We start from the raw sequence: 12,660 nt of genomic DNA, 5'->3' as shown, positions 1-12,660 counted from the left end.
GCGGTGACGGCGCAGCTGTGGGACGTCTCCCGTCTCCGCTTCGAGGAGACCGTCCCGCCCGCCCTCACCGCCGCCCAGCGCACGACGATGGACCACCGCTGGGCAGCCGCCGTGACCGCCAACCCGACCCTGTTCGACGGTCCGGTGGCCGGGCTCACCAGGTTCGAACGGGACGACGCGGGCGGTCTGTCGGTCTCCTGGACGAGGCTGACGTACCGCTACCGCGCCCTGCGCGGGCTGCCGGGCGCACCGGCCGTGGCCGCGCTGTTCGTGGCGGTGCTGCAGCCCTGTGACGACGGGCGCCTGCTGGTGGGGCGGATGTCGTCCACCACCTCGGCCCCCGGCCGGTGGCAGCCACCCGGCGGTACGGTCGAACCTCCGTGCGAGGGGGCCGCGTTGGACCTGGAGGTGCTCCGGCTGCACGCGGCCCGCGAACTGGCCGAGGAGACCGGCTCCGACACCGCCGCCGACGCCCTCGTACCGGGCCCGGTGGTCCTTGACGCCTGGGGCAGCTTGGGGTTCCTCTTCATCGCCCCGCCGCGTCCCGCGTGCCAACTGCGGGAGCACTACGCGGAACTGGCGCGGACCGAGACCGCGTCAGGGGTGGACCCGGAGTTCGACCGGGTGGAGTTGATCGGCTCGTTGCCCGAACTCCGCTCGCTGCCCGGTCCGTTGGCGTCCTACCTGGAGTTGGCGGCGGGGCGGCTCTTCGGGGCGTAGCGCGGCCCGGTACGGCGCTCGGGCGCGGTACCGGGCACGCGTTCCGTTCGGTCAGCCGGGGACGGCCGACGTCGCGGAAACCGCTGCCGCCACCACGGGCGGCGCCGGTTTGGGGGCCACGGGTTCGGACGCCGCGTGGGCCAGGGCGGGTTCCGGTGCCGGGGTGCCGGCGGGGGCGTGGGCCACGGCGGGCTCGGGGGAGCGAGCCGGACCGTGCGCCACCGAGGGCTCGGGCGCCGGGGCGTGGACCACGACCGGCTCGGGTGCGCGGACCAGGGGCTGTACGGTGAGCGGCGCGGGCTCGGGCCGCTGCTCCGCCGCGCGGAGCGGTTTCGGCGCCGGTGGACGCGGGGCCGCGGTCGCGGACAGTGCGAACCACACGACTTTGCCGTCCTCGCCGTCCGGCCGGCAGCCCCAGCTCTCGCTGACGGCGGCCACCATCACCAGCCCCCGCCCGCAGGTCGCGAGGGGTCCGGCGTCCGACGCCCCGGCGCTGTCGGCCACCACGGGAAGACGTGGATCGCGGTCGCGGACGGAGACAGTGAGCCGGTCGGACTGGAACTCCAGCTCCACGGTGCAGGACTTGTCGGGCCGGGCATGTCGGTGGACGTTGCTCAGCAGCTCGGTCACACCGAGCGCGGCCCGGTCTATCAACGGGTCCAGACGCCAGTAGCGCAACTGCGCAGATACGATTCTGCGGACCTGGCCGATCCGCGACGGCAGGGCTTGGAGCTCCACCGTGCAGTGCCTGTTCGGGTGACTGATCACGGCTGCGACTCCCCGGTGTGAGGTCCGGATTGACCGGAGGAACACGGAGAACAACGGAAATCCGGGAGGGCGCCGACGTCCCTGTGACCGCCGCCGTCGAGGCCGACGGGCTGGTCCGCAGCGTAACCTCCGGTAAACCCAGAGTGACGTGAGATCAGCGTGCCGTAGTGCCCGCCCTCCCGCAACTCGCCACGGTGGCCCGCAGGTCAGCCACCCCGGCCGGCCGCGCGGCGCACCGCTTCGACGAACCGGCTGGCGGCGGGCGGCCCCGGCTCACCGGGTGCGGAGTCACGCTCGGTGAGCGTGAGCTGGTAGCGCCGGCCGTTCAGCTCGGCCTGCGCCCGCCCCTGCGGGGCGAACCACGGTCTGGAGGCCCGTACGGTCCCGACGGGGGCGCTGTCGATCTCGCTGCCCTCGCTGGTGAGCAGCTCCACCCTGCCGTCGCCGACCCGGACCCGGCCCGCCCGCGTCAGCGAGCGCACCCCCTTGCCGATGCGCACGCCTCTCGCCGTGAACTCCGGCTCCGCCATCCCGTACCGCCCCCTCGCGTACCGGTCCACCGGCCCCCGCACGGCGGCCGGTCCACGCGGTGCAGTCTGCCCCGGCGCGGACAGGAGCACCAGTGCGCGCGAACGGGGCGCACGTGGCGCTGGAGCACTCGCGCCAATGCGCCCCCGCGCCCCCTCGTACGGGTGTGCCCCAGGCTGCCTTTGGGTGGCTCAAAGATGCGTTGATGCAGGTGAGAAGCGGTGCCACTGATGCCTATGATCGGGCTGCCGACCGCGCCGGGCGTCGTCGGCGCCCAGCGTAAGGAGCCCCGCCGTGAGCACCACCCCACCGGCCCGGACCGGCGCCACCCTCGATGTCGACCGCAGTGACGCGGCCTACCGGGACTGGCTGAAAGAGGCCGTCCGCAAAGTCCAGGCGGACGCGAACCGATCAGCGGACACCCACTTGCTGCGCTTTCCGCTCCCCGAGGAATGGGGCATCGACCTCTACCTCAAGGACGAGTCGACCCACCCGACCGGCAGCCTCAAGCACCGCCTCGCCCGCTCCCTCTTCCTCTACGGCCTGTGCAACGGCTGGATTCGCCCCGGCCGCCCGGTGATCGAGGCGTCCAGCGGCTCGACCGCCGTCTCCGAGGCGTACTTCGCGTCCCTGATCGGCGTGCCGTTCATCGCCGTCATGCCGCGCACCACCAGTGCCGAGAAGTGCCGGCTCATCGAGTTCCACGGCGGCCGCTGCCACTTCGTGGACGACCCGCGCACCATGTACGCCGAGTCGGCGCGGCTCGCGGCCGAGACCGGCGGCCACTTCATGGACCAGTTCACCTATGCCGAGCGCGCCACCGACTGGCGCGGCAACAACAACATCGCCGAGTCGATCTTCCGGCAGCTCGCGCTGGAGCGGTACCCGGTGCCCGCCTGGATCGTCGCCACGGCCGGCACCGGCGGCACCTCGGCCACCCTCGCCCGCTATGTGCACTACCTCCAGCACGACACCCGCGTCTGTGTGGCCGACCCCGAGAACTCCTGCTTCTTCGAGGGCTGGACCACCGGCGACCCGGACGTCACCTGCGACTGCGGCTCCCGCATCGAGGGGATCGGACGGCCGCGCATGGAGCCCAGCTTCGTGCCCGGTGCGATCGACCGCATGATGAAGGTCCCGGACGCCGCGAGCGTGGCCGCCGTACGCGCGCTGGAGCGGGCGCTGGGGCGCAAGGCGGGCGGGTCCACCGGGACCGGGCTGTGGAGCGCGCTGAAGATCGTCTCCGAGATGGTGGCCGAGGGCCGGAACGGCAGTGTGGTCACCCTGCTGTGCGACCCCGGCGACCGCTACCTCGACAAGTACTACTCGGACAGCTGGCTGGAGGAGCAGAACCTCGACATCGGACCGTACACGGCCGCGATCGAGTCACTGCTGGCCACGGGGGTGTGGCCGGACTGAAGCGAGTGCGCCCCCGGGGCGCCGTCAGTCCTCCTCGGGGCCCTCGGGCTCCTCGTCGTCCTCCGGTTCGCCCGCCACCACCAGGCGCCGCAGCCGCTCGGAGATCTCGGCACGGGCCTCGGCGGGCAGCCCGCCGTCCGTGACGAGCGTGTCCACGTCGTCCAGCGCGGCGAACGAACTCAATCCCACCGTGCCCCACTTGGTGTGGTCGGCGACCACCACGACCCGGCGCGCCGAGCGCACCAGCTGCCGGTTGGTCTCCGCCTCGGCGAGGTTCGGCGTGGACAACCCGGCCTCCGCCGATATGCCGTGCACGCCGAGGAACAGCAGATCGAAGTGGAGCGCGGCGATGGCCCGGTCCGCCACCGGACCCACCAGCGAGTCGGACGGGGTGCGCACCCCGCCGGTCAGCACCACCGTGGCCGCACCCGGCCGTCGGCCCGAGGTGCGCTGCGCGGTGTGGAAGACATCGGCGACCCGCACCGAGTTCGTCACCACGGTCAGGTCGGGCACCTCCAGGAGCTGCCCGGCCAGTGTGAAGGTGGTCGTACCGCCGGACAGCGCGATCGCCGAACCCGGCGCCACCAGGCGCGCGGCCGCCCGCGCGATCTCCTCCTTGGCGGTCGGCTCCAGGCCGGACTTGGCCTCGAACCCCGGCTCGTGCGTGCTCGCCTCGACCACCGGGACCGCGCCGCCGTGCACCTTCTCCAGCACACCCTGCCGGGCCAGCGCGTCCAGGTCGCGGCGCACGGTCATGTCCGAGACACCCAGTTGACGGGTCAGCTCATTGACCCGGACACCGCCCCGCCGCCGGACCTCGTCCACGATCAGAGCGCGCCGCTGCTCCGCGAGGAGGTTCTGATTCTCGCTCACGTACGCTCCGGTCCTTTCGCCACACCTGTCCGAGCCGCCTGGCGCGCCCGCGGTGACCTGCCCGTTCCCGGACCCCACCACATACGCCGGAGTCTCATCTTGTCACGGGCCGCCATGGGGCGCGCCACTGGCTGTCACCATGCGCACATAGGGCGCGCGCACATGTGTGCGGGCACCACGGCCGCCGTCGTCACCCGGATCGGGGAGATTCCGTGACAAGCCCTCCCGTCAGGTGTACGCCGCGGCGGAAACGGAGAACCTGAAGCCCGCACGGACTTGAGACTCCTCAGGTGACAACGGAAGTGCGGACGACAAGTGGAACACGCGCGGGAACGCATCCCCGATCCCCGGCCGGACCTCACGGACCCGCCGCCCCCGGTGGCCGCGACGGCGGAACGCGGTCTGGAACTGCTGGTGCACGGCGTCGGCGGCACCACCCCCGAGAAGATGCTCGGCGATCCCCGTACCATCCGCGTCACCGGCGACGACACGGCCGCCGTCTACCGCCGCGCCCAGGACGTACCCGAGTCCGCCGGGGGAGCGGGACCCGCCCTGGACGAACGCCCCGGCGAGGGCCCGGTACGCGAGGCGTACGTCTGGTGCAACCTCACCTCCGGCAACGGCACCCGCGCCCTGTGGCTGTTGCTGCTGCCCTTCATGGTGGTCAACCTCGCCCACTGGATGCGCCCCTCCGCCGAGCGCCCCGGCCGCTCGGTCCGCTTATACGGTCTCCTCGTCCGGCTGGCCGCGCTCACCCTGACCGTGCTCCTGGTCGCCGCCGCCTGCGAGGTCGCGCTGGACCTGGTGGCCTGGCAGTGCGCCGGTGCCCCCGCCTGCGCCGGCCGCCACACCTGGCTCACCTTCCTCTCGCCCACCCTCTCCGGTGGCGGCTGGTGGAGCCCGCCCGGCCGTCGGCTCGCCCTCGCCGCCCTGGCGCCCACCCTGCTCACCGCGCTGCTCTGGTACCTCTCCCACCGCACCTGGAGCGCGTACGAGTCCCACCGGCCCCTGACCACCACCGCCGAACCCGCCGCCGACGAGGGCGCGCTGGCCCGCCCCGGCTTCTGGTACGGCCGCCGTCTCGGCGCCCGCCTCCGCGCCGCGCACACCGCGGCCGGGCTGCTCACCGTCGCCGCCGCCGTCACCCTGCCCGCCACCCGCTTCGATCTCCGCCCCGGCGGACCCGCGCTCCTCCACCTCGTCGGCGTCCTGCTCGGCGCGGGCATCCTCGCCTGGGCCTGCGTGGCCGTCACGGTGGTGTGCCGCCGGGGCCGCAGCGAGCGCCAACTCGACCAGACGCTCGACCGCCACCTGCTGCGCGCCCTCCCGCTCGGCGCCCTGGTCCTGCTGCTGCTCGCGGTCACCTACGCCTGCTGGTCCCGGCCCGGCTGGCAGTCCGCCGGGAGGCTGCCCGGTGACCCGGCGTTCGGCACGGTCATGCTGGCGCAGGGCGTCCTCGTCGTCGTCCTCGCGGTCGTCGCCCGCCGGCTGCACCGGCGTATGCCCGACCCCCGCGCCGCGATACGCGGCCTCGGCGGACCCGCCGTCGCCCTGCTCGCGTGCGCGCTCGGCGGAGTCGCCTCCGGCGGGGTCGCCCAGCGCGTCGCCGACTGGCTGGACGGCACCCGCGCCTCGATCACCGGCCCGCCCGTCACCCTGACCTGGCAGGCGTCCGCGATCCCGCCCGTACTCGCCGTGCTCCTCGTACTGATCGCCGTCCTGGCCCGGCGCACCGCGCGCCTCGCCCGCGCCGAGCGCCGACGGGTGCGCGCCGAGCACCCCGGTGAGCCCGAGGACCCGCACCGCACGAGGCGCATCGCCCATGTCCGCGCCATGGCCACGCTCACCGACCGCGCGCCCCTGATGCTCGCCGTCGGCTCCGTCGCCACTCTGATCGCCGGCGCGGGCGCCCTCACCGGTGCCCTCGCCACCGGGCTCGCGCCCGCCCATGCCGCCCGGGACGCCGGGGCCCCCGTCCGGGCCGCCGCCGAGATCTGCCAGACGCTCGGCTCCTGGCTGGTCGGCGTCGGCTTCCTGCTCTTCGTCACCTGGGGACGCCGCGCCTACAAGGACGCCTCGGCCCGCCGGACCATAGGCATCCTGTGGGACGTCGGCACCTTCTGGCCGCGCGCGGCCCACCCTTTCGCGCCTCCCTGCTACGCCGAGCGTGCCGTACCCGACCTGACCTGGCGCACCGCGACCTGGACCGAGCGCACCGGCGGCCGTCTCGTCCTCTCCGGCCACTCGCAGGGCAGCGTCCTGGTCGCCGCGGCGGCCTGGCAGCTCCCGCCCGCCGTACGGCAGCGCGTCGCCCTGCTCACCTACGGCTCACCGCTGGAACGGCTCTACGGGCGCTGGTTCCCGGCCCACTTCGGCCCCGCCGCCCTCGCCGCCCTGCACCGGGACATCTGCTGCTGGCGCAACCTCCACCGCCGCACCGACCCCATCGGCGGCCCCGTCCGGCTGCCCGCCGGGCACGGCCCCGAGGTCGACCACGAGCCGCTGCCCGACCCGCGCGCCTACGGCCGTACCCCCGAACACCCGCTGCCCGCGCCGATCCTCGGCCACTCCGACTACCAGGAGGACCCGGTCTTCGTCCGCGAACGCGACCGCCTGTTGGCGCGCCTCCACCCCGACCTGCCCGCGCCCCGACCGGAACCCGGCCGGACATGACGCCGCCTCACGGCAGTTCGGGCAGGTCCTCCGGGTACAGCAGGGTCAGGTCGTCGGTGCTCGGGTCGGCGAACTGCGCCACCCGGCTCGCGTGCCGCTCCACCATCGCCTCGAACGTCTGCCGCGCGGTACGGCCGTTGCCGAACGCCGGGCCCTTCGGGAGCGCCGTGAAGTACTTCAGCAGCGCCTCCGCCGTGCCGGACGCGAGCCGGTACTCGTGCTCGTCCGCCTGCTGCTCCACGATCCGCAGCAGCTCCTCGGGGCCGTAGTCCCCGAAGGTGATCGTCCGCGAGAAACGGGACGCCACACCGGGGTTGACCGAGAGGAAGCGCTCCATCTCCGCCGTGTAGCCCGCCACGATCACCACGACCGCGTCCCGGTGGTCCTCCATCAGCTTCACCAGGGTGTCGATGGCCTCCTTGCCGAAGTCACGCCCGGCGTCCTCCGGCGACAGCGCGTACGCCTCGTCGATGAACAGCACCCCGCCACGCGCCCGTTCGAACGCCTCCTGGGTGCGGATCGCGGTGGAACCGATGTGCTCGCCCACCAGGTCGACCCGCGACACCTCCACCAGATGCCCTATCTCCAGCACCCCGAGCGCGGCCAGGATCTCGCCGTACAGCCGGGCCACCGTCGTCTTGCCGGTGCCGGGGGAGCCGGTGAAGACCAGGTGCCGCTTCACCGAGGCCGCCTTCAGGCCCGCCTTCTGGCGGCGTCTGCCCACCTCGATCATGTCGGTCAGCGCCCGCACCTCGCGCTTGACGCTCTCCAGGCCCACCAGCGCGTCGAGTTCACCCATCACGGCCTTCGGCGTACGGGTCTCCCGCTGCGGCACGGGCGGCGCCGCCGACGGCTCCGCGCCCACGGCGCGCTGCCCCGGAATCGCGCCGAGCAGCCCGCCGGTGGACGCCGGAACCGTCTGCACCGCCGTGTCCTGCGCAGCCGGGGGCCGCAGCGCGCCGCTCTCGTCGCTGGAGCACTCCTCCACGACCGGTCCGGCGCCCGTGCCCGCGTCCGGGCCCCCCTCGGCGAACTCGTAACCGCCGCGCACACACCGCTCCGTGCGGCACTTGCGCAGGGTCGTGCGGCAGCCGTCGAGCACATGGAAGCCGTAGCCGCCGCTGCCGGTCACCCGGCAGTTGACGAAGCTGCCCCGGCCGCCCGCCGAGACGTAGAACCCGGCCTCGGCCGGACTCTCCACCGCACAGCGCTCGATCGTCGGGTCGGCGCCCTTGGTGACGATCACGCCGGTCTGGGTGCCGTCCACCGTGCAGTTGCTCAGCGTGCCGCCGCTGCCGTGGTCCCGGAACCAGGCGCCGGTCGCGGCATCCCGGATACGGCAGTCGTCGAGCTGGGCGGTCGCGCCGTCGCTCACCGAGACCGCCGTGTTGCGCACCTGGGAGAGGTCGCTGTCCACCACGTCCGCGCGGGAGCCCCGGTCCAGCACGAACAGCGCGTCCGGCACGTCGTGCACCCGGCAGGAGTCCAGCACGGCCGTCGCGCCGTCGCTCACCCAGACCGCCGGGTAGTCGCCGGTACTGTCGAAGATCTCGCACTGGTTGGCGTCCACACGCGTGCCGGGGTCCCACACCGACAGGCCGTTGCGCCCGAACTGGCGCACCGTGGTCCGGGTCAGGGTCAGCACGGAGCGGGAGCGCAGGTCGACCGCGTTCTCCGGGATGTCGTGGATACGGCAGTCGGCCAGCGTCAGCACCGCGTCGGTGTCGAGGGTGACGCCGTCCGCCGAGGTGCGGTGCACCTCGCAGTCGGTGAGGTGGGCGGTGGCGCGCTGCGTGACCTGCACCCCGGCGCCGCGCACCTCGTACACCTCGCAACCGAACGCCTCCAGCGCGGAGTTCTCGCCGGTCGCGGTGAGTCCGGTGCCCGAGGCGTGGTGCACCCGGCAGCGGTCCAGGCGCGGATGCCCGCCGCCGCGCACCGCCACGCCCGCCTGGCCCGCCGAGACGACCTCGCACTCCTCGAACACCCCGGCGGCGCCGTCGAGGACGAGGACGCCGATGCCGGCCGGGTTGTCCACCGTGCAGCGGCGCACGGTCGGCCGGGCCCCGCCGCGCACCTCGATCCCGGAGGCGGAGCGGGTCACGATCCGCACGTCCAGCAGCTCGGGCGTGCCCTCCTCCACCAGCAGCGCTGGGGCGGCGCCGTCCTGGCCCTCCACGTGCAGGCCCTGCACCACGGCGGAGGCCCGCACGGTCAGCGGTACGCCGTCCACGGGGGCGATCCGCACCGAGCCCGGCGCGTTGTCGGGGCCCCGCAGTGTCACCTCCCGCCGCACGACAAGGTTCTCCCGGTAGGTGCCGGGGGCGATGGTGAGGACGTCGCCGTCGGAGGCGGCCTCCAGCGCGGCCGCGAGCGACGCGTACTCACCCGTGCGGCGCCGCCACCGCGATGTGCCGGTGTGCGTCACCTGGACCGTGCCCTGTGCCATGGCGTTGCCGTGCCCCCACCTCGTGGTACTTGTGCTCGTCCGCCTCAGGGGCTCCGCAGCCGGTGCCGGGACGGCGACCGCGGGGCGCCCGAAAGGCGTTCGCGTGCGCGCGTGTTCCGGACTCCGGCGCGGCCTTCGGCTCGCTCGCGCGCGGGTCGATGCCGAAAGCGAGTCGGCCGGTCCACCGTAGCGTGCGCGCGGGTGGCGGACCGACCAGAGCCGGAACCCCGGCCCCGGAGCCCGGCCCCGGGTTGACCGGGAGACGCTCTCGGCCCGAGCCGGAAGAAGGGCCCTAGCAGCCCCTACCCGCCTTGCCCCAGTCCGGGCCCGCCCGGTCCCAGGCGCGGTCCCACCTCGCGTACCGGCGGCGGACCATGCGCCACACGACGAGGCGCCGCACGCTCTCGATGAGCCCGGCCACCACCACGGCGGCGCCGAAACCGGCCAGCACCGCGTGCGCCCGCGCGGTGGCGGAGTCCAGCGGCCGGGTCGTTATTCGCCCGGTCGGGTCCGTCCACAGCCTGAAGTGCTCACCCGCGCGGGGGGACTTGACGTCCGCCAGCACCGCGCCCTGGCGACGGGTGCCGTCCGGCGCGGTCCACCCGGCCAGCACCCGGCTGCGGGAGGTACGGGCCGCGCCCGTGTCGGGGTCGGCCTCGGGCGGAGCCTGCGCGAGGGTGCGCAGCACGGTGGCCGTGACGAGATGGCGCGTGTGCCGCTGCTCGCGCACCGAGCGCCGCAGCGAGTCCTGCGCGGCGGACCCGGTGACCGTGCCGACGACGGGCATCGCCACGAGCGTCAGCAGCAACGCCAGGAGGCACACCCACGCCTCCGCGACATCGGTCGGGCGGCGCAGCGGATTGCCGCGCCAGCGCCACACCCCGCTGATGGTCCGCACGTCCCCCACCCCCTTCGCTCCGACGCCCCCTGTCCTGCCCAGTGCCGGCCCCGCTCACCCCCCGGCCCGGTGAAGAGGCACGGGAGAGGGACGTCACGTCCCGGCGGTTTCTCTCACGGACTTCTCATGTTCGCCCAACGACCCTGGTGCGGGGGGAGTTCCCGGTTCCCCTGTCCGAACAGCCGACCAGCGGTGACGGGGTGCCGGAGGTGGACACGCGCCCTTCCGCGCGGTGGGGAAAAGTGATCGGCATGTTCCGGGTGTGACGGGGTACGGGCACTGTCAGGGGAGGACGAGCGGAGGTGGACAGACGAATGCCGTCGCCGGGAGACAGCCCGGCGACGGCACACGGGGGACGGGACGGCTCGGGCGGGGTGACGACCTCCCCCCGTTGTCGAGCCGGCACCACCGCTGGTCACGGTGGACGTCGGTCGATCGCGGAGTCGCGTTCCCGGAGCCGGACGGCCGCTACGAAGAGCGGGATGGGCTCAGTAGCCGCGGTACTGCTGGTTGTTGTACGGATCCTGGTACGGCTGCTGCGGCGGCCGGGGAGCGGCCGGGCGCATCGCCTCGTAGCCCGAGGGTGCCGGGCGCGGCGGCTGGGGCTGCGCGCCGGGGTAGCCGCGCGGGGCGCCGGCCTGCTGCGGGATGTACGCCGTGGGCGTCGGCTGCATCTGGGGCGCCTGGTGCGCCTGCGGGTAGCCGTACGCGGGCTGCGGCGAGGGAGCCGCGGGCAGCGCGGGAAGAGCGGAGGGCAGTGCGGGGAGGTTGCCGCCGGGGGAGGGCATGCCCGGGGAGGACTGCATGCCGATACCGGTGTCATAGGCGGCCGGGACCCTGATCGGGGCGATCTGCGGGGTGCCCCGCTCGGCCACGAGCGAGTCGTAGATCGGGGTGTCCGGGAAGGAGGCGGAGTAGTAGCCGCCGCCATAGGTGGAGCGGGGGGAGGTCATGGCACATAAGTTAAGCCCACGATGTGCTGGTTGGGGAGACCGATAAGAGGGTTGTTTTCCGTGTCGGCGGCGATCTGGGATCGCTAATCCGAGCGAACTTGCCAAAAATGGACTCTATTCGACGCCTGGATCGTGTAAAAGGCGAGTTCCTGTCCTGTTACCGGCGGTTGACGGAGCGTCGGTCGTTGTACAAATGGGGGCGGACATGTCAATGCCCAAGGGGTCGAACACACCGGTGCCCGCCACCGTGCTCCGCGTCGAGGTGACCCGCCGGGCGGGCCCCGGCATCCCCGACGTGGACGCCTCGGCACTGCTCCTGGCGAGGGGCAGGGTCCGCGCGGACGACGACTTCGTCTTCTACAACCAGCCCGTCCACCCCTCCGGTGCGGTCCGCCACGCGGGCAGGAAGACCAACGGGGCGCAGGTCACCGACACCCTGCTCGTCGACCTCGCGCGCGCGGAGGCCGGCATCGAGCGGATCGTCCTCGCGGCCTCGGCCGACGGCGGCACCTTCGGTCAGGTCCCCGGTCTCGCCGTCCAGGTCCTGGACCCCGCCACGGGAGACACCGCCGCCCGTTTCGACAGCACCGGTGCCACCGTGGAGACCGCCTTCGTGCTCGGCGAGTTCTACCGCCGCCAGGGCGCCTGGAAGTTCCGGGCCGTGGGCCAGGGCTACGACAGCGGGCTCGAGGGCCTGGCGACGGACTTCGGCATCACCGTCGACGTACCCCAGCACCCGGCACCGCCTCCCGCTCCGCCTTCCAGGGTCACGCTCACCAAGGCGGCCCCCTCGGTGTCCCTGGCCAAGCAGGGCGGCACCTCCGGCGTCATGCGCGTCAACCTCAACTGGCAGTCCGCCAAGCACCTCACCGGCCGTCGCCGGGGTCCCGGAGCCGGTGACCTGGACCTCGACCTGTGCGCCCTGTACGAACTCAGCGACGGCCGCAGGGGCGTCGTACAGGCCCTCGGCAACGCCTTCGGAGCGCTGGAGCGGCCGCCGTACATCCACCTGGACGGCGACGACCGGACCGGGGCGGTGGCGGACGGCGAGAACCTCACCATCAGCCTCGACCACAAGGCGCACCTCAGACGGGTCCTGGTCTTCGTCACCATCTACGAGGGCGCCAGCTCCTTCGCCGACCTGCACGCCACCGTCACCCTCCGGCCGCAGCACGGCGCCCCGATCGACTTCTCGCTGGACGAGTGCACGGTCCCCTCCACGGTGTGCGCGCTCGCGCTGATCACCGGCGCGGGCGGCGACCTCGTCGTCCGGCGCGAGGCCCGCTACCTGGTCCCGGAGCGCGGGGTGAGCCCGCAGCGCACTGTCGACCGGGCCTACGGCTGGGGCATGAACTGGACGCCGGGCCGCAAATGAGCCG

The 12,660-nt window shown here is 73.7% G+C and carries 10 protein-coding genes; 4 read left to right on the top strand and 6 right to left on the bottom strand.

The features are described 5' to 3' along the window. The first annotated feature begins 3 nt into the window (after nt 1-3). Nucleotides 4-720: an NUDIX hydrolase gene (locus E5082_RS09810; RefSeq protein WP_135790891.1), complete on the top strand. Its 717-nt coding sequence runs from the start codon at nt 4-6 to the stop codon at nt 718-720. Nucleotides 721-771: 51 nt separating this feature from the next. Here the strand turns inward: E5082_RS09810 and E5082_RS33670 are convergent, their stop codons facing one another. Then, a complete protein-coding gene (locus tag E5082_RS33670) occupies nt 772-1,488 on the bottom strand; it encodes an ATP-binding protein (RefSeq protein ID WP_135790890.1) in 717 nt (238 codons plus the stop codon). Nucleotides 1,489-1,694: 206 nt separating this feature from the next. Further along, on the bottom strand, nt 1,695-2,018 hold the full coding sequence (locus E5082_RS09800) for a hypothetical protein (protein WP_135790889.1): 324 nt from the start codon (nt 2,016-2,018) through the stop codon (nt 1,695-1,697). A 292-nt stretch (nt 2,019-2,310) separates the two neighbouring features. Between E5082_RS09800 and cds1 the strand changes: the two genes are divergently transcribed. Next, nucleotides 2,311-3,435, top strand: a complete 1,125-nt coding sequence (cds1, locus tag E5082_RS09795) for an L-cysteine desulfhydrase Cds1 (RefSeq protein WP_135790888.1) — start codon at nt 2,311-2,313, stop codon at nt 3,433-3,435. A gap of 24 nt (nt 3,436-3,459) precedes the next feature. Here the strand turns inward: cds1 and E5082_RS09790 are convergent, their stop codons facing one another. After that, on the bottom strand, nt 3,460-4,308 hold the full coding sequence (locus tag E5082_RS09790; RefSeq protein WP_135790887.1) for a DeoR/GlpR family DNA-binding transcription regulator: 849 nt from the start codon (nt 4,306-4,308) through the stop codon (nt 3,460-3,462). A 315-nt stretch (nt 4,309-4,623) separates the two neighbouring features. Between E5082_RS09790 and E5082_RS09785 the strand changes: the two genes are divergently transcribed. Next, the gene (locus tag E5082_RS09785) at nt 4,624-6,981 is read left to right on the top strand and encodes a hypothetical protein (RefSeq protein ID WP_373310010.1); all 2,358 of its coding nucleotides are present in this window, start codon (nt 4,624-4,626) and stop codon (nt 6,979-6,981) included. Nucleotides 6,982-6,988: 7 nt separating this feature from the next. On the opposite strand, the gene E5082_RS09780 is transcribed toward E5082_RS09785, so the two are convergent. The 3 genes from E5082_RS09780 to E5082_RS09770 form a co-directional block, all read right to left on the bottom strand. Then, on the bottom strand, nt 6,989-9,430 hold the full coding sequence (locus E5082_RS09780; RefSeq protein WP_135790886.1) for a right-handed parallel beta-helix repeat-containing protein: 2,442 nt from the start codon (nt 9,428-9,430) through the stop codon (nt 6,989-6,991). Nucleotides 9,431-9,722: 292 nt separating this feature from the next. Further along, nucleotides 9,723-10,328 (bottom strand): Rv1733c family protein, encoded by a 606-nt coding sequence (locus tag E5082_RS09775; RefSeq protein WP_135790885.1) that lies wholly within the window; start codon nt 10,326-10,328, stop codon nt 9,723-9,725. Nucleotides 10,329-10,816: 488 nt separating this feature from the next. Further along, the gene (locus E5082_RS09770) at nt 10,817-11,281 is read right to left on the bottom strand and encodes a DUF6643 family protein (protein ID WP_135790884.1); all 465 of its coding nucleotides are present in this window, start codon (nt 11,279-11,281) and stop codon (nt 10,817-10,819) included. A 205-nt stretch (nt 11,282-11,486) separates the two neighbouring features. Here E5082_RS09770 and E5082_RS09765 point away from each other — a divergent pair, with 205 nt between their 5' ends. Beyond that, on the top strand, nt 11,487-12,656 hold the full coding sequence (locus E5082_RS09765; protein ID WP_190045234.1) for a TerD family protein: 1,170 nt from the start codon (nt 11,487-11,489) through the stop codon (nt 12,654-12,656). Nucleotides 12,657-12,660 lie beyond the last annotated feature (4 nt).

Source organism: Streptomyces griseoluteus, assembly GCF_004784465.1.
Classification (GTDB): domain Bacteria; phylum Actinomycetota; class Actinomycetes; order Streptomycetales; family Streptomycetaceae; genus Streptomyces; species Streptomyces griseoluteus.
This window is presented reverse-complemented; position numbering and strand designations above follow the sequence as displayed.

What these genes read in the sequence shown, in the direction of transcription:
- E5082_RS09800 (WP_135790889.1), bottom strand. Translation starts at nt 2,018, where the DNA reads ATGGCGGAGCCGGAGTTCACGGCGAGAGGCGTGCGCATCGGCAAGGGG.
- E5082_RS09780 (WP_135790886.1), bottom strand. Translation starts at nt 9,430, where the DNA reads ATGGCACAGGGCACGGTCCAGGTGACGCACACCGGCACATCGCGGTGG.
- E5082_RS09770 (WP_135790884.1), bottom strand. Translation starts at nt 11,281, where the DNA reads ATGACCTCCCCCCGCTCCACCTATGGCGGCGGCTACTACTCCGCCTCC.
- E5082_RS09765 (WP_190045234.1), top strand. Translation starts at nt 11,487, where the DNA reads ATGTCAATGCCCAAGGGGTCGAACACACCGGTGCCCGCCACCGTGCTC.